Below are 18,833 nucleotides of genomic sequence, written 5' to 3' on the forward strand. Positions count from 1 at the left end.
GCATCTACGTTTATTTCATAATTTTGCGTAAGTCCTGTGAGTAAGAAGTAAAGGCAGTGGTTGGAAGCGTCAATTCTGAAAAAGGCAAACATTAAAATTGTCTGTCAGAATTGCAAGGTTTCAATGCACGTAGTGCGCGTTATCTGCGATTACGAGCATTGAGCGTCTAATTTTGATATCCAAATTGCCCTGGCAATTTATTGAGGAGCTTAACTTTTCATGATCTGCAAATATCAAAACCACCGTCGGTGGCATTCCAACTCCACTCAGGAGTAGGACTATTTACCTTGACTTGGTGGGAGCAACGTTGTGGGCATTAGCTGTTTCCTTAGTGTGGTCGTGGGGCGCTATTTGCTACCTAGATTCAACTTTTAAAACAGGAGAAAACCTATGAAACCGAGTTTTAAAGACAACGATAATCTGCTGTTTGAGTGGTTTTGTAAAGGACTCAAGTATTTTATGCTGGCACTGCTGGGGGTTGCATTAGCCTTTGTTGTGTCTCATACTTTTGGCGCTTACATGATAGTTGGGCTGCTTTTATCCGCAGGTCTATGGTTATGGGTTGTGAGGATAGCAATTTCCCTAGCCTGTCTATTTGCGATCGCCATGATTGTTGAGTCCTGGAGTTAAAGCTCATTCTGATGCTCAATAAATAGCCTTTGACTAACTTCACTCAGCCAAAGGCTTCGTAACTTTTCATTTGGAGATTATGAGGCGTGATGCGTAAAACCCCCGAATAGAATTCGGGGGATATAAGCGAATGAGCCAAATTTATATTTGCTTCTAAAATAGAAGAATGCTGTCAACTCCCACTCAACTACTGCGACTTTCTCAAGGACAACTAAACTTACTAGAAGCTTGTCCGCGCAAATTTCAACATACCTACCTAGAAAAACTCAATTCTCCCTCAAATCCCGAACAAGAAGAACGGCTAACTTTGGGTAGTCGCTTTCACTTGCTAATGCAGCAGCGAGAAATGGGTTTGCCAATTGATAGTTTCCTGCAAGCAGATGCTCAACTGCAAAGCTGGATGCTATCTTTTGCTGATGCAGCCCCAGAAATCTTAACGGCTGCATCTGATAATCAAACTTTCCGTGAAAGTGAACACTACCGGACTCTGCAACTTCAAGACTATTTGCTGACGGTTGTCTATGATTTATTGATTGCAGATAATCAACAAGCGCAAATTCTCGACTGGAAAACTTATCCTAAACCACCGAACAAACGCAAGTTAGAATCCAACTGGCAAACACGGCTTTATTTACATGTATTGGCAGAAACTAGCGACTATTTGCCAGAAAAGATTTCTATGACTTATTGGTTTGTCCAATCTGAAGGGAAACCCCAAAATATTAAGTTTAATTACAATATGGCTCAACATACACAAACAGCTAAAAAACTTAATCAACTGTTAAGTCAGTTAACTAATTGGCTGGAAAATTACCAAAATAACCAGCAGTTTCCCCAAGTTGGGGAGGGTAGCAAAACCTGTGATTATTGTCAGTTTGCTAAACGGTGCGATCGCACACAAGCAATTGAAGAAACAGTGAAAGATTCATTGCCAAATTTTGACAGCATTCAAGAAGTCTCACTTAACACTATAAATTAGAGGATGTTTGTAAAATCCAATCGGGGATAAAGAAGCTATAACTTTTAAATTTATATAAAATTATGTCAAGCTTTGACGGAACTGAAGCAATTTATGTACGCGAATTAGGGATTGACGACATTGCTCCCGTTTACCACTTAGGAGAAGGCTTATTTACCAGCGATTTATACCCTTATTTATACCGCACTTGGGACGAATGGGAAGTGATTGGACTTTACAACACCGATCCAGAATATTGTCTTGTGGCTGAAACAGATGGAGAATTAGCAGGATTTGTTCTGGGAACCATCATCACCAAAGCATCTTGGACTTATGGATATATTTTATGGCTAGGAGTTAGTCCGAAGTTCCAGCGTCGGGGAGTAGCAGACAAGTTGGTTGATAAAGTCGTTGCGCGGATGATTGAAGATGGGGCGCGGTTTATGTTGGTAGATACTGACCCCACCAATACTTCAGCATTAAAGTTTTTTAACCGCAAAGGTTTTGGTAATACTCGCCAGCATATTTTCTTGTCGATGAATTTAAGCAAGCACGAATATTATGGGAGATTAATTGATTACGAACACCAAAAAGCTGAAAGAGCCGGTTACAAGCGCTCGCGTCCAGCAATTCGTGCCCGTAAACCTGATAGTGTTGCTAATGAAGTAGTCCTCAACCCTCTAGCGAATGAATCTCTAATAACTGAGGATCAATCCCCAATCTAATAAAAGCTAGAGTAGCCCTTTCAAGCTGGGTAAAATTTTTGGACAATAATTCCTCTTTTCTCCGTGTTCTCTGCGCCTCTGTGGTTCAATAAATTACTTTTAAACCGCAGAGGCAGAGAGAAGCCAGTGCGTTGGGCGGGTTCCCCGACTTGTACCGCTAACGCGGAACCCGCAGGGTAGCAACTGGCGCAACGCAGAGAGAAAAGCATGATGGCGATCGTTAATTTTGAATTTAGAACAAAGCGACGTAACTTATGTCTATAGAATTTGGGCGGGAAATCTGCGGCAATCTTGACATTGCAGAATCGCGGGAGTGGTTAGTTACTAATGGCATTGGTGGTTACGCCTCTGGGACTGTGGCTGGTTTATTGACCCGCCGCTATCACGGACTACTGGTAGCAGCATTGAAACCACCTCTGGGTCGTACCTTAATGCTGACAAAACTAGATGAAACTGTATTGTATGGCGTTAGCGCAGCTCATCCGCAGGAGGCTCGCTCTTATTCTCTAGACACCAATCGTTGGGCAGACAGTATTGTTAATCCCCACGGTTATAAACATATTGAACGTTTTTCTCTAGAAGGTACGATTCCCTTATGGCGTTTTGCTGTTGCTGATGCCCTATTAGAAAAACGGGTGTGGATGCAACAAGGTGCTAACACAACTTATGTGCAATATACTTTGCGTCGCGCTACCCAACCGCTAAAGTTGACGCTCAAAGCAATGGTCAATTACCGTGATTATCACAGCGACACCCAAAGCAATGATTGGCAGATGTCTGTTGAGCAGGTGGAACAGGGAATTTGTGTAACTGCTTATCCGGGTGCTGCACCACTTTATATAGTGAGCGATTGCGGCAGTGCATCTGTTGCCCACAATTGGTATTATGGCTTTGACTTGGCAGTTGAACGCTATCGGGGATTGAGAGATAAAGAAGACCACCTCCACGCTGCCACTTTTGAAGTTACACTGAATCCTGGGGAAGCGATTGCCTTGGTAGCCAGCACAGAAAAACAGCCAAATCTCAATGGTGAAGCTGCACTAAAGTTACGTCGCGCTCAAGAGCAGAAATTAACAGGACTTTGGAAAACTAATCGACCTCTCAAAACTAAGGAATCACCTAGCTGGATCAACCATCTAGTACTAGCTGCTGACCAGTTTATTGTCGATCGCTCATTGCCAGAAGACCCGAACGGTAAAACTATCATTGCTGGTTATCACTGGTTTAGCGACTGGGGACGCGACACGATGATTAGTCTACCTGGTTTGACAATTTCCACTGGTCGCCCAGAAGTAGCACGCTCAATTCTTCGCACCTTTGCCAGATACGTAGACCGGGGAATGCTGCCTAATCGCTTTCCTGATGCAGGTGAGCAACCAGAATATAATACAGTCGATGCAACTCTCTGGTATTTTGAAGCCGTCCGCGCCTACTACAGCGCTACGGACGATGATACTTTACTTGCTGAACTCTTTCCCATACTTGCAGACATCATTGATTGGCACTGTCGCGGTACACACTACAACATCCACCTCGATCCAGGCGATGGCTTACTATATGCAGGCGTAGCTGGTGTACAACTGACCTGGATGGATGCCAAAGTTGACGATTGGGTAGTTACGCCCCGAATTGGCAAACCGATTGAAGTTAATGCCCTTTGGTATAATGCTTTACGAGCAATGGCAAAGTTTGCCCGTCACCTTGGTAAACCACACCAAGAATATGAAGCAATGGCAGACCGGACTAAGTATAGATTTTCTCGCTTCTGGAATGAAGAGACAGGTTATTGCTATGACGTTTTAGATAGTCCTGATGGTGGTGATGCGTTGTTGCGACCTAACCAAATATTTGCTGTCTCATTACCAGAAAGTCCGCTTACACCTGCCCAGCAAAAGGGTGTGGTGGAAGCTTGTGGGTCGATCGCTGCTGACTTCTTATGGGTTGCGATCGCTAGCGCCCGACCATCCTCAATACCAGGGTAAATACGGTGGCAATCAGTATCAACGCGATGGAGCTTATCACCAAGGGACAGTTTGGGGTTGGTTATTAGGGCCGTTCGTCTTAGCACACCTGCGCGTCTACAAAAATCCTGAGCAGGCTCGTCAATTTTTAGAACCAATGGCAAATCATCTCACTGCACACGGCGTTGGCAGTCTCAGCGAAATTTTTGATGGTGATGCTCCAATGACTCCACGAGGATGTATTGCCCAGGCGTGGACTGTGGCAGAGGTTTTACGCGCTTGGTTGGCAACCGAGAGTTGATGCGGGGAATAACTATAGGGTTTAAAAAGCGGTTTAATGGTTATGCTGCGATCGCACTTTGGAATGTCTAGAAGGATAAAAGAGCGATCGCTCTAACAGGAGGAAAAAGATAAAGCAGAAAACATGAGAATTTTAAGATAATTCTCAGCAAAAATTAATTTAATTAATAGTAAATGCATTTAAATTATTATTAGAGATAGTTTGCAAAGATGAGAGAGCAATAAAATAAATATATCTCGCAATCTTTTCAAAATAGCTACACTTTTCACAATAAAAATGCAACAAAGGGAAGTTAAAATAAGCTATAACTAAAAATATAGCTATTGATAATAAATTTATATTTAATAATCTAGTTTTATTGATAAAGCCTTATTAAACACATCAAGTGCAACCAGAAAAGTGAAGCAAACCAGAAAAGTTTGGATAAATATAGACCCATTTTCCTTACAGTCACGCCTCACTGTTGGTATCGCCTCATTTTCAGCCTTAGCATTAGGTAGTCTTGCTACATGGACTAGTTGGAAAATGCAGCAGATTTTAGTTGATAGTCATAAATATAATATAGAACAAATTGCCAAGCGTTTGCCGCAAGATGTGCAAATTTATAGTGAAATGATGCAACCTGAAACTGGGCTGCAAAAGGCTATTAATAATTTGGCAAATACTAACACACTATTATGGCTAAAAAGTCCTGATCATAAAACTTTAGTAAAGTCTGCCACTTTATATTTATTATCTAACGCTACGGTAGATGAGTTAATGTCTCTCACTAAGATGCCAATTAAACCACAAGTTTACAAAGTGAACCAAAGCTACTTTGTTTTATGTGGTAGTTCTGTGAAAGTAAAGGGAAAGCTACTGGGTGAGTTATTTGTAGTCAAGGATATTACCCGCGAACAGAAAATGTTTGTGGTAATGGTGCAGAGTTTAAGTATTATGAGTGTTTTGGCAATTGTTGTTTTAACAGCTGCCGATCGCATTTTATATTAAACATTCTCTACAACCTCTACGCCAGCTAAATCAAATGACTTCTGTGATTTCGGCTGAAGATTTAGGACAAGCACAGCTATATCTTGATAATGCACCCAGCGAAGTTAAAGAACTAGCTCAAACCTTAACCATGTTGTTATCACGTCTTTCGCAATCATGGAAACAAGAACGAGAATTTGTGAGTAATGTTTCTCACGAGTTACGCACACCATTGGACAATTGTACATGGTTATTTGCAAAGCGTCTTGCGAAAACAGAATAACTTAACCCAAACCCAACAAGAAGCTTTAGAAACTGCGGCATCGGAAGCTGAAACGCACCATCAGATTACTACAAGATTTACTTGATTTAGCACGAGCAGATAGTGGTTACTTATACTTTCAAATGAAATCTTATGTGCTGAATGACTTGGTTGAAGAAGTTGTAATAATGGCAGAAAAGTATAGCGATCGCACAATTACAATCGAGTCAAAAATTTATCCAATTGAGATCAAAGCAGACTACAGCCGTCTAAAACAAGTATTATTAAATTTAATTGATAATGCTATCAAGTATTCTGAACCTGACACACCCATAGTTTTTAAGTTAAATCAGCTTCAAGATAAAGCAATTATTCAAATTTGTGACCAAGGTTATGGCATTCCTTTACAGCAGCAAGCACGGATATTTGAGAGATTTTACCGTGTAGATGACTCTCGCTCTCATACCACTGGAGGTTGTGGTTTAGGTTTATCTATTGTCAAGACACTTGTAGAAGGTATGGGGGGTAGTGTAAGTGTACAATCCAAATTAGGGGAAGGGAGTATGTTTTACAATTAGTTTACCTACATATAGCAGTTCTATCTAACCTAACAGGACTTTAAAAAGAAGAAATTAAGCCAACCTAATCCTTCTTTTTAATAAAAAAATGAGACTCCCCTTTTAAAGGGGAATTAAGAGGGGATCTTCCAGAGCTAAATATCACTAACTGTAACGTGAGTTCGATGAACCTCTTCCTCCCAGCCTCCTTTTCCGTTTTTGGAAAGGGAGGAGCAACGAAAAATTCAGCTTTTTGCTCTCCTCTCCGACACGGAGAGGTCAAATAAGACTTGTCGAACTCACATAAACCGCAGATAATTCTAACCTTTCTCAGGAATATCAATTCTGGCTGTTCCAATTGGGATTTCTCCCATCAACCCAACTCTTTGACCGCTCACTCCATAGAGCAGTATATTCCCGCCTAAACTGTTTCTTCGCACACCTATTAGCTCCACCTCTAAAGAACCACCAGTAGCTACAGGTTGGTCAAAGGTAATTAACAAACGTTCTTTACTGATCTCCATCTTAGCTGTAATTTCTTTACCAGATTGATCTGTAATCCGAACTCCATTAAAGCGTTCCATCTGACTTGGTAGAAAAATTGTTAGGTTTTGCAGAGACATTCCCTTTACAGCTAATCTGATAAAATGAGTATCATTTCGGATGCCAGAATTCGTAATATGAGGAACGTTAATGTTGAAATTCACTTGGGATAGTATATGTGTATCCGAATTTGACTGATGATCTTTTACAGATGTGGCTAAAGCCGTAGCAGACATAGTGAGTATTAAAGCAGATAAACTACCGAACAATAAAACTTTCATGATGAAATGCTCGCTTTGAGATGAATCAATGGCTCAAGATGGAGCAAGAACCTATAATTAATAGATTCATCTATGAAGATGAGAACAGGCTAATTCATAAATTAAATTCTTCTGAGATTTAAAAAATAATATTCTTATAAAATATTTGCTAACAAGATGATAGGAAAAAACATTATATATATAATTACCGTTTTCTCAGCAAAAACTATAACTCTAGTCAGAGACTATCTGGACAAGTTGGTTTTATCGATTGTGAAACATCTGGTAAAAGGTATGGGAGGCAAAGTTACCATCCTTTCAAAACCAGGTTACGTTAGCACTTTTATAAGAAGAATTCAGAAATCAGGGGTCAGAATTCAGCATGAATTCTGTACGAGTGGTTGATGAATATTGGTTTAAAACCTTGCCCCTTGTGGGCGAAAAGAATTAAAATATTTCTCCTAATTAAAACTCCATCCCTTCATGGGTGGAGTATTCTGACTCCTGTATTCTGACTCCTGGCTCCTGTTTATTTTCACATTACCTGCTCTAGGAGCAAATTTATGACAGCACATATCCTTGTGGTAGAAGATGAAGTTAAACTGGCGAGATTTGTCGAATTAGAACTTAGTAGCGAAGGATACAAAGTAAGCGTAGCTCATGATGGTATTGCTGGTTTAACCCTGGCGCGAGACTCATCGCCAGATTTAGCAATTCTGGATTGGATGCTACCAGGCTTGACGGGTTTAGAAATTTGTCGCCGTTTGCGAGCAACAGGTAGCACAGTACCAGTAATTTTGTTGACAGCAAAAGACGAAGTGAGCGATCGCGTCGCAGGATTAGATGCAGGAGCCGATGATTATGTAGTTAAGCCCTTCAGCATTGAGGAACTACTAGCTAGAATTCGCGCTCATCTCCGTCGCACCCAAGAAACAGACGAAGATGTATTGCAATTTGAAGATTTGAGCTTAAATCGCCGCACGCGTGAAGTATTTCGGGTAAAACGAAGTATTGAATTAACAGCAAAAGAGTTTGATTTATTAGAATATCTCCTTTCACATCCCCGTCAAGTATTTACAAGAGACCAGATTTTAGAGAAAGTTTGGGGTTACGATTTCATGGGTGATTCTAATATTATTGAGGTTTATATTCGTTATTTGCGACTCAAGTTAGAAGAAAATAATGAAAAGCGTTTGATTCATACAGTCCGTGGTGTAGGCTATGCACTGCGAGAGTAATTGTAATGACTTAGTGATTTCGACAAAAAGCAACATAGTTAAAGACAGAAGACGATCATGAAGAAAAAATGGGCTGTAAAACGACTGACAGTAAATCTCACAACCGAGGAAATGAAGAAACTTGAATCCTACTGTGTTCTGACAGGAAGGCCAGCAACAGATGTCATTCGAGAATTGCTCCGAACTCTTGAGGTTGAAAATGCTGAAAACTCTGAAACGGGAACAGCAGACTCGACAATAACTGTTGGCAGTGGATCAAAATCACACTAACTATCCACTCGAATATCTCAGAAATCTGCTACCCTGATTTGCCGACAGATAGGAGTGAAGACAATATGCTTTGGTAAAAGCTTGCTCTAATTCCCAACTTAGGGAGGAGAGAATTCAATACGGTTCGGTTAACAAAGTTATCTGTTGAGGCGAGCAGGGGGAGCAGGGGGAGAAGAGAAGCAGGGGAAGATGAAATTGTTTAATAATTCTCTTTCCTCCCCTGCCTCCCCTGCTTATCCGAACCGTATTGGGAGAGAATTAGAGCAATTCTTTTTAATCTAGGCTTAATGTATTGACAAAAAAACTAGTTCATCCACCAAAGCAGCGCTTAAGTTATAACTGGTGGAAAGTAAAGAAGGGAATAGGATGCAGGTTACAGGTTATTCCCTATTCCCTATCACCTGTCACCTCTCCCCTAATCCCAATCCCCCATGCCCAATTTTTATTCTGGTAACTTATATTGCCCAACAATACGCTTGGCAAACTCTGGAACATGCGCTTCTAATTTCTCTGGATGATTTCGCTTTACATACAAATAATTCCGAGTAAAGTGAGAATCAATGGAAAATCGCGCATATTCCAAACCCTTGGGGCCGATTTTTTCGATCACCACACCCATGAGTTTTGCTGCCCACATCGGCAGGGTAACGCCTTTATCGTAAGCGGGAATACTTTGCTGTACGGCTTCTTTCCGGTTGCCTTTAGATGTCACTGGTTGAGTGTCTAATTGATCTTTGACCAAATCCAGCATTTCCTTGCCAGTGTCATTTCTAACTACAATCCATTGCCAGCCAAAGGGTGCGCCCATGTAGCCAACAACTAAATCGGCTAGAGAGTTGACGTAATCAAAGCAACTCATACAAGATGGGGCAAAGACATCTTTGAGTTGGTTAGTCTTCAAGCCAAAGAAAGGCACTGTTTCTGATGAGCCATCTTCATGTTTGAAGTGAACCCGGAAGTCTTGCATGAATTCGTAATGCACAACTGTGTCAGGCGATCGGCTGGTGGTTTCTAAGAATTTTTGCAGTCCGGCGCGGTTAACGTTATCTACGCAAGGCGTACCCAAAACATACAGCTTTTCTAAACCAAGTTGTTTTTCTACGGCTCGTAATGCCTGAATTTGACAACCAACACCAATTACCAACAGCCGCTTCATTCCCGATTTTTCTATTTGTTCCAATACGGAAAGGTTGGGGGAAAGTGTTGGTTTATTTACCCGTGCTGCTAGTATTTCTTCTGGAGTACGAGCGATGATGGGCATGGGTTGAAAGCGGTCTTCTTTGGTGTTTTGCACGCAAACGACACCTTCAACTAAGCCGCGATTGAGCATTTCAATGGCGATGCTGCTAACAATACCTGTCCATTGTGCGCCTTCGATGGGCTGTTGTTTCCGCGCTGCCATCATGTCTTGGTGAACACCAAAGTAGAGTTCATCAGGGTTTTCGAGATGGCGCGATCGCGTGTGGGTTTCAACTTCTAGTTCGCCTATTTGCTGATTAATAAAAGCACAGGCTTCCTTGACATAATGAATATAGTATGTATCACATAGTCCGCATTCGCTACAGAGTTCTTTCGCAGGGCGGCGGCTGGTAGATTTTAAGGCTCTGGCTTTTTTGTGAGGAGAAACTGAGGTCATATAAACTTTTTGTTTTATCCAGGAATCGCTTTTATTACAATACCTTTACTGGCTATGAACTTGACGATATAAATTTTGATGGAAATACGGGAGACGCTTTGACTGGTTTTAAATTTTTAAACGCAGAGTGACGCAAAGTAACGCAGAGTTTTGCCTAATAACTAGCTACGAATTAATGAAATAGTGTTCTGAGAGGTTATTTATAAAGTAAAAATAAAATGTAGCAACTGGCATTGTGTTAGGCGTGTATTTCGAGATTATTTGTCACAAACAATATAATATGCGATCGCACTCAGCGATGAGTCTGGGAAATGGAATTTGATTTTTGATACACGGATAAAAGCAGACATTCCCAAACTAGCCGTGGTTGAGCGTAAACAAGCAAGTGTTTACGAGCTTGTTCTAGTTGGTTAATGATACTAGGCTGATGCCACTGCTGCCAGTAAAACTGCTGAAGATAATCAATTAACCACAGTTGCGCTTCTGTATCTAAATCCTTATCAATTTTTTTGGCTAACTCTAAGGCGTTACGGTAAGATTTAGGCGCTTTTTTCAAGTCTTCGAGTAACTCAGGGGGAATAGCTTGTAATTGCTCATAAGATGCGATCGCACTTCCGGCACTACCAGCTGCTATGCTCAATACTGCCTGATTTTGCAAAATTTCCTGATGACCTGTTTGTGTGAGTACAACAGCCAAAGACTGTGCATCTAAGCGATAAAAAGGAATGCGTTGACAGCGTGATACCAAAGTTGGCAACACAGACTCAGGTGTAGGTGCAATTAAAATTAACGTCGCCTGTCCCGGTTCTTCTAAGGTTTTAAGTAAAGCATTGGCTGCCGCTTCTGCCATTGTTTGGGCTTCCTCTAGCACTACCACATTCCTTGGCGCTTCCAAAGGCGGACGACCTAAAAACTCGGTAATTTCCCGAATTTGCTCTAGTCGAATTACAGGTGGTGCTTTACGCTTGAGTCCTTTTTCGGCTGCTTCTGCTGCTGTTAATCGTTGTCCCTGGTATTGGTATGTTGGTTGTACCCACAATAAAGCTGGGTGGTTGCCTTGACGCAAACGGTTTTGTAAAGGCGCAGTGATTTCTATCCCATTGGAAAATAGCAATTCTACAAAACACCTAGCCGCTAAACTCCTGCCGACACCATCCGGCCCCACAAATAGATAGGCTGGAGGAACCCGGTTTTGTCTGACAGCCTGAGTGAGTAATTCTATGGCTTGCTGTTGTCCTACAACTGGTGCAAATGGGTTAATAGTTCAGTACCTTCGCCAAAACAAAGAAGATGAAAATAGAGGACTGATGTAGTAGAGTTGCTATCTTCTAGAAAGACAACTTAGAAGTTACAAAATGCCTATATTAGACATTTTAACACTGTTGAAATGACTTCTAGATTTATTTCGAGAGATGAGTTCAAACAGTGCAAGTTGCGCGATCGCACAAGCAACGGGGATGTCTTTATCTCAATCCCAAAATGCCACTCCATAGCGCCTTGCACTCTATTTAGGCGTGGGGTTCCTACACGCTACACCCTCGAAGTAAGTAGATGCAATTAAACATTAAGATATGATTGCCATTTTACGTTAGGTTTAGTGTAGCTTTTTGACGAAGCTGCCAGAGCGATCGCTAATGGTAAAATTCGATGTTCCTGAATTTGAATCCTGGCGTGGAGTGTTTCTGCTGTATCATCCGGCATACTGGTACTGCGGCTTGCATCAAGATTGGGCCACTATCCATTTCTAAACAAGCTATATGCGCTGTACAACCGGTGATTTTTACCCCAGATGCCAAGGCTTGTTCTACAGCATGGATTCCCTTGAAACTAGGTAACAAACTAGGATGGATATTGATAATTTTATCAGGAAAGGCATCGATGAAAACTGATGTTAACAATCGCATCCAACCTGCCAAAATCACCCATTCTACATCGTAGTGCCGTAATGTCTGCACAATTTTTTCATCCAACTCTTCTCGGATTTTATAGTTGCGGTGATTTAATAAAACAGCTTCTACACCTCTATTAGCTGCTTTGACGGCTGCTTTCGCCGAAGGGTTATTGTAAATTAAAACTTGAATTTGGGCATTTAGTTGTCCATCTTGGATAGCTTGGGCAACAACATCAAAATTACTGCCATTCCCAGAAGCCATAATTCCTAGTTTTAAAGGGGCGACTTGTTGGCGAACATCGCTAATACTGGGAGAAACCAAGCTCAGGGTAGAATCAGGGCGGAGGGTCATAACAGCTAAGAAGAAAAATTATAGATGCCAAAAATATATAATACGTAAACTTTTGAGTAAAAACGTAGCTTGTTTAATGCAAAGGGACGCATTGGCATTGTCAACCGATGCATTGTCACTCAGTGTTAACTTTTGACTTCCGCCTTGCAGCAGTAGTCCAATTGATATAGGTGATATCCTAAAACTTGGTATCAACAAAACAATACAGAGATTAAAGCCGCAGAGGATTTGATCCAGCATAGGTGAGTTAAATGGCGAAGGTAGCGTTGCTGATTGGAGTCAGTGAGTATGAGCCAGGGCTAAACCCGTTGCCCAGTGCAGTTAGAGATGCGGAAGCAGTGTATGGTGTACTGCTCCATAGCGAGATGGGCGGGTTTGCCGCATCAGATATTACCCTGCTAAAAAATCCTGAACGACAAGTTGTAGAAATGGCGATCGAAACGCTATTATCTGGGCGGCACAGGGATGATTTGCTGCTGCTGTACTTTTCAGGACACGGCATCAAAGACGATCGCGGTAGGCTGTATCTGGCGACTCGCAACACCAGTAAAACGCAGCAGGGCGAATTGATTCGCTCAACGTCGGTGTCTGCTAATTTTATTCACGATCGCATGAGCGAAAGCCGCTCCCGGCGGCAAGTGGTGATCCTAGATAGCTGCTTTAGTGGCGCGTTTGCTGAGGGGATGTCTGCCAAAGATGACGGCATGATTGACATCCGAGAGCAGTTAGGCGGTGAAGGACGAGCAGTATTGACTTCTTCTACTTCGACTCAATATTCCTTTGAGGAAGAGGGGCAAGATTTATCGATTTACACTCGTTTTTTGGTTGAAGGTATCAAGTCGGGAGAAGCCGATCGCGATCGCGATGAGTTTGTCTCCATCGATGAACTCCATGAATATGCAAGTGAGAAGGTGCGAGAACTTCAACCTGCAATGAAGCCGGAAATCTATGCAATTCGAGAAGGCTTTAAGATTCGACTGACAAAGGTAGCTCCGGGTGATCCCAGACAGCGATACCGTAAGGAGGTAGCGCGATTTATTCATCGAGGCGAAATTTCTCTTGTTGGCCGTCGGACATTAGATTATCAGAGGACTCGCTTGGGATTGGAAACAACTGAGGCGAAGGCGATCGAAGATGAGGTGTTGGAACCGTATCGCAACGAGTTCCGCGAAAAACTCCAGCAGTATCAGCAGACGTTTACTGAACTACTAGAGCGAGACGAGACGATTACAGATAGCGATCGCCACGATTTGCAAAATCTCCAGCAAATTTTGGGACTGCGGAATGAGGACACGATGCCGATTGAGGCGCTAGTGACTGCACGGTTTAAGACACATCAACAAAACCTGCAAACTTATGAACAGGCGTTTACAACGGCACTGCGACAGGAGTTTCCCCTGAGTGCAGCAAGCCGCGATCGCTTACGGCAAACCCAGCAGCAATTAGAACTTGCGAATGGAGATATTGCGGCAATCGAATCTCAGATTACGGCTGAGGTAGAGGCATATCGCCAGAAACTCCAAGACTACCAACGGCTGTTTTTTGCTGCCACGCAGCAAGAATATCCTCTCAGCGAGGCAACCCGGAATAATTTACGCCAACAGCAGCAGCGCTTGGGATTGACAGATGTAGATGTTGCACCAATTGAAGCGCAAATCACAACACAGATTGAAACCTATCATCAAAAACTCCAGCAGTACGAACAGGCGTTTGTGAAGGCGACGCAGCGCCAGCATTATCCAGATGATGTGACGCAAAAGCAGTTGCAGCAAACCTGGCAGACGTTGGGGTTGAGTGAGGGGGATGTGAGAGCGATCGAGAGGCGGATTAATGCGGAGATTGAAACCCATCAAGCAAACTTGCGGCAATATGAGCAGGAGTTTACAGAAGCTGTTCAGCAAGAATATCCGCTCAGTGCTTTCAAGCGCTCTCACCTAACGCAACGTCATCAAGCGTTGAATCTGACTGCTGAAGATGTGACTACTGAGTTAGCTAACTATAATGGGGATTACACCTACGCTTCTGCACCAGAGGGCAAATATCGTCAACAAACAACAGAAGTAGGAAGTTTTTCACCAAACGCCTTTGGATTATACGATATGCACGGAAATGTTTGGGAGTGGTGTCAAGATACTTGGCATGATAGCTATGAAGGAGCGCCTAGTGATGGAAGTGCATGGACAGATAATGCTAGTCAAGATCAAGTACTGCGGGGCGGTGCCTGGAACAGCAGTCCTGAAAACTGCCGTTCCGCGTCCCGCTACTACGTTAGGGAGGGGCGCGACCTCATCCTCGGCAGTATTGGTTTTCGTGTTGTCTGCGCGGTTGGGAGGACTCTTCAGTAGCCCTTTATACTCTAGCTCTTTAGCCCTCTATCCTTCTTTCCTTTACCCTTTTTGGGTGTAGCGAACCGGAACGATCTAATTTTTTTTTGAAAAACACAGTTGTTGAAAAAGAATTCAGAAGTCAAAAAGTGACATGAGCAGAGTTTATTTAGACACAAGCATTTATAATCGCCCCTTTGATGACCAAACACAGCCAAAAGTATTTCTAGAAACACAAGCTGTCATCTTAATCAACCCAACTGATTTTATTTTGGAGATAGAAGATGACAATTAAAGTTATTAACGAGCAGCAAAATTTACAAGAAGTAATGCAGATACTCTTTACACATTTAGAGCCATCCAAGGTAATGAAATTTTGGGCAGCTTGTAAATTAGGCGAAGGTGATTATTTACAACTAAAACACAAACTTTTTGCTCAAGACAATGTTGATAGTTTGTATGAAAAAATTCAAGCCTATCAAGACATAGAGTGAAAATTGAAGAAGAATTCAGAAGCCAAGCCAGAGACGCTTCACCTACGTTCAGAATTAAGCCAACTAGAGATAATTATGAACCAAGAGCTTACGCAAGCGATGTCTCAAAATAGATTTGTTGCTCATATTTGGTTGCCTTTATTGCAGAAATAATGCGCGTTAAATCATCACGATCTGTATGCCTTTTAGGTTAATAATTATTCACAAACTACAGTCGTGCAAGCAATTGAACGACTTTCTGGCTTAGGCTTAATTGTAATTTCTACATCATTACCTAAAATGTTTATAAATCTGATCAATCTATCTATTGAAAAATCTTTTAGTTTCCCTCTAGTTAAAGCAGATATTTTTGGTTGATCTATTCCAAGAACTTCGGCTGCTTGGGCTTGATTTAATTGGCGATTAGCAATAATTTCACTAATTTTGCGTGCCAGTTCTGCTTTAATTAAGCGCTCTTCAGGATTAGACAATCCTAGATCAGCAAAGACATTTCCGTCACTCATATAAACATCATTTTCGTTGCTCATTTTTTACTCCATTGTTTTTGCTATTTCTTGTAAATAATCTTCCTGAGCAACCTTGAGTCTCTTCTTAACTAAATCTATATCTTATTTTGGTGTAGCAATACCGTGTTTTTATTTATTTTGAAATGAATGTAATAGGTAAACAAATCCTGCAAATTTAACAGTGTAAATTGCCCTGTATGTATCGGGTGCATCCCAGTTTTTATTTAGCAACTAAAGAATAACCGTCATTGCGAGGAGGAACGACGAAGCAATCGCATGGTTTTTGTTTTTAGTGCGAGATTTTGCGATTTGGTTTTTGTTCTTAGTGCGAGATTTTGCGATTGCTTCACTCCACTTCGTTGCGTTCGCAATGACATTCAAAAAAGTGGGATGCTCCCTATGTATCTCCTTCAAAATCATCTACAATTTCTAAAATCCCAGTCCCTGTAAATCCATGCAAAGGTTTTGCGTCAGGATGCTTTTCACCATGTTGTGCTAAATCCAGAGCTTAACCCATTACATCTTGCACATCTTCAGGGAAATCTTTTAAATCATCAAGAGCGCTTGCAATCCATTTGAGGGGTTTTTCTTGTTTTTTACTCATGTAATGCTAATTATGCTAATAATAGCATATTAAAATATAAGCCCTGCCTACGGCTGTAAATTACGCGCCTGCTGGGCTTTGATGCAAAACTTAGTTTAAAGACTCCAACTAGAAGTCATTATGAACCAAGAGCTTACGCAAGCGATCGCAGCTGGATCTTAAATTTTCATTGACTTTAGGTAGGCATCGTACCTGCTGGGCTTTGAGATTAAGCTAGCATATTAGGCAAAGAGTTCTGCAAGCGTGGCGAATAGGTAGAGGTAGAACCGAAGTATGATCGGGTTGAATGTGCCATGAATAACAAGTATTTTTACTTGTAACTTTATTTAGTAAATTTATATTCCTTTAGTAGAAGTAAGACTAATCAAAATATTTTTATACTATTAATCAAGGAAAAAGGGATTAAATTTTCAATTTAATGTAACCAAATAAACAAGAGGCTTTAATGAACTTATTAAATATTAATGATACTGAAGTTACATTATCAGTTGAGGGCGATAACGAGAATGGTATTGGCCGGAAACAAATAATACATCCACGTCCGCAGTTGCAGCGATCGCCTTGGCAAAGCCTAAATGGTTTGTGGAAGTTTGCATTTGATGACGAAGGAAAATGTGTTCAACCCAGTGATCTGAAGCAATGGACTCATTTGATAGAAGTTCCGTTTGCTCCGGAATCAAGTAAAAGTGGCATAGGTGACACGAATTTTCACTCAAACTTTTGGTACGAACGGGAATTTGCAACACCAGAAGGTGATGGTAGATTGCTGTTACACTTTGGTGCTGTGGACTACCGCGCTCGTGTATGGGTTAATGGTCAATATATAGCTGAACATGAAGGCGGACACACCAATTTCTCACTCGATATTACTCATGTCTTAAATGACAGTGGCACAACAACAGTAACAGTATGGGCGCAAGATGATCCGCAAGACCTAGCTAAACCTCGCGGTAAACAAGATTGGCAATTGAAACCCCACAGTATTTGGTATCCTCGCACTAGCGGCATTTGGCAGACAGTCTGGATTGAACGAGTGGGTAAAACTTATCTTGGCCATCTCTGCTGGAATTCCGATTTTGAGCGTTGGGAGGTTGGTTTTGAAGCGGTGCTGGCAGGTGCTGTGCCAGTTTGCGACGTACAAATCAAGATGGAATTAAGCATTGGCGGTACTGTATTGGTGAATGATACATACGAAGTGTTGAACGGAGAAATTAACCGCCGTATTTCTCTTGGCGATCCTGGGATTGATGACTTCCGTAACGAATTATTGTGGAGTCCAGAAAAGCCAACGTTAATTAATGCCAAAATTCAACTGTGGAGCAATGGTCAGTTATTAGATGAAGTAAAATCTTACACAGCGCTGCGAACAGTGAGCGTACAGCGCGATCGCTTTATGCTCAATGGTCGCCCCTACTATTTACGCCTTGTTCTCGATCAAGGTTACTGGCCAGATACACTCATGACTCCACCCAGCGATGAGGCGTTGCGACGTGATGTAGAACTGATCAAAGCAATGGGTTTCAACGGAGTACGCAAACACCAAAAAATTGAAGACCCACGATTTTTATATTGGGCAGATGTTTTAGGGTTATTGGTATGGGAGGAAATGCCCAGCGCCTATCGCTTCACCCGTAAAGCTGTAGAACGCATGACGCGCGAATGGACTGAAGTGATCAAAAGAGATTCCAGCCATCCGTGTATTGTTGCTTGGGTTCCCTTTAATGAATCTTGGGGAGTACCGAATTTAGTAGAGACGGCAGCTCACCGCAACTATGTTTTAGCAATGTATCACTTGACCAAAACCCTTGACCCAACTCGTCCAGTCATTGGGAACGATGGCTGGGAAAGTACAGATACAGATATTCTGGCAATTCATGATTATGATACCAAGCCACTGCAATTACTTCGTCGATATGGGCCAGAGGTGAAGCTGTCAGATATGCTCAATCAAAAACGCCCTGGAGGACGTATCCTCACACTCGACAACTATCCACATCAAGGGCAACCAGTTATGCTTACAGAGTTTGGTGGTATTGCTTATGCTCCAGAAGACGAGCCAAATACAGACCAAGTTTGGGGATATGAGCGTTGCTGGAGTATCTCGGAGTTAGAAATGAAATATGCTGCTCTACTCCAAGCCATCAATGATATTGAACTGTTCAGTGGATTCTGTTACACACAATTTACTGATACTTTCCAAGAAGCTAACGGTTTGTTGTACAGCGATCGCACCCCCAAATTTCCGCTTGAGGCAATCCGGGCTGCAACCCTTTCAGGAGGAGGATTTTGCTCTCCTAGTAGGTGTTAAAATTGGGAATTGGAGAGTAAGATTTTTACTCTCCAATTCCTCTG

The 18,833-nt window shown here is 41.9% G+C and carries 18 protein-coding genes and 2 pseudogenes; 14 read left to right on the top strand and 6 right to left on the bottom strand.

The features are described 5' to 3' along the window. Window positions 1-390 precede the first annotated feature (390 nt). The 7 genes and pseudogenes from ANSO36C_RS30480 (at window position 391) to ANSO36C_RS35350 (ending at window position 6,384) form a co-directional block, all read left to right on the top strand. Complete coding sequence (locus tag ANSO36C_RS30480; RefSeq protein WP_251957804.1) at window positions 391-630, top strand: hypothetical protein; 240 nt, start codon at window positions 391-393, stop codon at window positions 628-630. 166 nt (window positions 631-796) lie between these two features. Beyond that, the gene (locus ANSO36C_RS30485; protein WP_251957805.1) at window positions 797-1,609 is read left to right on the top strand and encodes a PD-(D/E)XK nuclease family protein; all 813 of its coding nucleotides are present in this window, start codon (window positions 797-799) and stop codon (window positions 1,607-1,609) included. Window positions 1,610-1,671: 62 nt separating this feature from the next. Continuing rightward, window positions 1,672-2,313, top strand: a complete 642-nt coding sequence (locus ANSO36C_RS30490) for a GNAT family N-acetyltransferase (protein WP_251957806.1) — start codon at window positions 1,672-1,674, stop codon at window positions 2,311-2,313. Window positions 2,314-2,567: 254 nt separating this feature from the next. Then, window positions 2,568-4,575, top strand: a pseudogene (locus tag ANSO36C_RS30495) (amylo-alpha-1,6-glucosidase). A 399-nt stretch (window positions 4,576-4,974) separates the two neighbouring features. Then, the gene (locus ANSO36C_RS35340) at window positions 4,975-5,565 is read left to right on the top strand and encodes a hypothetical protein (RefSeq protein WP_458368245.1); all 591 of its coding nucleotides are present in this window, start codon (window positions 4,975-4,977) and stop codon (window positions 5,563-5,565) included. A 34-nt stretch (window positions 5,566-5,599) separates the two neighbouring features. After that, complete coding sequence (locus ANSO36C_RS35345) at window positions 5,600-5,827, top strand: hypothetical protein (RefSeq protein WP_458368246.1); 228 nt, start codon at window positions 5,600-5,602, stop codon at window positions 5,825-5,827. Window positions 5,828-5,949: 122 nt separating this feature from the next. After that, on the top strand, window positions 5,950-6,384 hold the full coding sequence (locus ANSO36C_RS35350; protein ID WP_458368247.1) for a sensor histidine kinase: 435 nt from the start codon (window positions 5,950-5,952) through the stop codon (window positions 6,382-6,384). Window positions 6,385-6,683: 299 nt separating this feature from the next. On the opposite strand, the gene ANSO36C_RS30505 is transcribed toward ANSO36C_RS35350, so the two are convergent. Further along, window positions 6,684-7,187, bottom strand: coding sequence for a DUF2808 domain-containing protein (locus tag ANSO36C_RS30505; protein ID WP_251957807.1), 504 nt, complete (start codon window positions 7,185-7,187; stop codon window positions 6,684-6,686). Between the two features lie 542 nt (window positions 7,188-7,729). Here ANSO36C_RS30505 and ANSO36C_RS30510 point away from each other — a divergent pair. Together ANSO36C_RS30510 and ANSO36C_RS30515 are read left to right on the top strand one after the other, a co-directional pair. Then, window positions 7,730-8,404, top strand: a complete 675-nt coding sequence (locus tag ANSO36C_RS30510; RefSeq protein WP_251957808.1) for a response regulator transcription factor — start codon at window positions 7,730-7,732, stop codon at window positions 8,402-8,404. A 57-nt stretch (window positions 8,405-8,461) separates the two neighbouring features. Continuing rightward, window positions 8,462-8,674, top strand: a complete 213-nt coding sequence (locus tag ANSO36C_RS30515) for a CopG family transcriptional regulator (protein ID WP_251957809.1) — start codon at window positions 8,462-8,464, stop codon at window positions 8,672-8,674. Window positions 8,675-9,116: 442 nt separating this feature from the next. Here the strand turns inward: ANSO36C_RS30515 and ANSO36C_RS30520 are convergent, their stop codons facing one another. From ANSO36C_RS30520 to purN, 3 genes and pseudogenes are all read right to left on the bottom strand, one after another. Continuing rightward, a complete protein-coding gene (locus ANSO36C_RS30520; protein ID WP_251957810.1) occupies window positions 9,117-10,310 on the bottom strand; it encodes a Coenzyme F420 hydrogenase/dehydrogenase, beta subunit C-terminal domain in 1,194 nt (397 codons plus the stop codon). A gap of 292 nt (window positions 10,311-10,602) precedes the next feature. Next, a complete protein-coding gene (locus ANSO36C_RS30525; protein WP_251960484.1) occupies window positions 10,603-11,571 on the bottom strand; it encodes a DNA polymerase III subunit delta' in 969 nt (322 codons plus the stop codon). Between the two features lie 296 nt (window positions 11,572-11,867). Next, window positions 11,868-12,553, bottom strand: a pseudogene (purN, locus tag ANSO36C_RS30530) (phosphoribosylglycinamide formyltransferase). A 251-nt stretch (window positions 12,554-12,804) separates the two neighbouring features. On the opposite strand from purN, the gene ANSO36C_RS30535 reads away from it, so the two are divergent. From ANSO36C_RS30535 to ANSO36C_RS30550, 4 genes are all read left to right on the top strand, one after another. After that, window positions 12,805-14,898, top strand: coding sequence for a caspase, EACC1-associated type (locus ANSO36C_RS30535; protein ID WP_251957811.1), 2,094 nt, complete (start codon window positions 12,805-12,807; stop codon window positions 14,896-14,898). A gap of 133 nt (window positions 14,899-15,031) precedes the next feature. After that, on the top strand, window positions 15,032-15,172 hold the full coding sequence (locus tag ANSO36C_RS30540) for a hypothetical protein (RefSeq protein ID WP_251957812.1): 141 nt from the start codon (window positions 15,032-15,034) through the stop codon (window positions 15,170-15,172). Continuing rightward, complete coding sequence (locus tag ANSO36C_RS30545; protein WP_251957813.1) at window positions 15,162-15,371, top strand: hypothetical protein; 210 nt, start codon at window positions 15,162-15,164, stop codon at window positions 15,369-15,371. The genes ANSO36C_RS30540 and ANSO36C_RS30545 overlap by 11 nt, the downstream gene beginning before the upstream one ends. Before the next feature lie 3 nt (window positions 15,372-15,374). Then, on the top strand, window positions 15,375-15,524 hold the full coding sequence (locus ANSO36C_RS30550) for a hypothetical protein (protein WP_251957814.1): 150 nt from the start codon (window positions 15,375-15,377) through the stop codon (window positions 15,522-15,524). Between the two features lie 44 nt (window positions 15,525-15,568). On the opposite strand, the gene ANSO36C_RS30555 is transcribed toward ANSO36C_RS30550, so the two are convergent. After that, complete coding sequence (locus ANSO36C_RS30555) at window positions 15,569-15,898, bottom strand: helix-turn-helix domain-containing protein (protein ID WP_251957815.1); 330 nt, start codon at window positions 15,896-15,898, stop codon at window positions 15,569-15,571. A 108-nt stretch (window positions 15,899-16,006) separates the two neighbouring features. Beyond that, window positions 16,007-16,108: a type II toxin-antitoxin system RelE/ParE family toxin gene (locus ANSO36C_RS35240; protein WP_410174661.1), complete on the bottom strand. Its 102-nt coding sequence runs from the start codon at window positions 16,106-16,108 to the stop codon at window positions 16,007-16,009. Between the two features lie 818 nt (window positions 16,109-16,926). Between ANSO36C_RS35240 and ANSO36C_RS30560 the strand changes: the two genes are divergently transcribed. Beyond that, complete coding sequence (locus ANSO36C_RS30560) at window positions 16,927-18,789, top strand: glycoside hydrolase family 2 protein (RefSeq protein ID WP_251957816.1); 1,863 nt, start codon at window positions 16,927-16,929, stop codon at window positions 18,787-18,789. The last annotated feature ends 44 nt before the right edge of the window (window positions 18,790-18,833 follow it).

This window comes from Nostoc cf. commune SO-36 (assembly GCF_023734775.1).
Classification (GTDB): Bacteria; Cyanobacteriota; Cyanobacteriia; order Cyanobacteriales; family Nostocaceae; genus Nostoc; species Nostoc commune_A.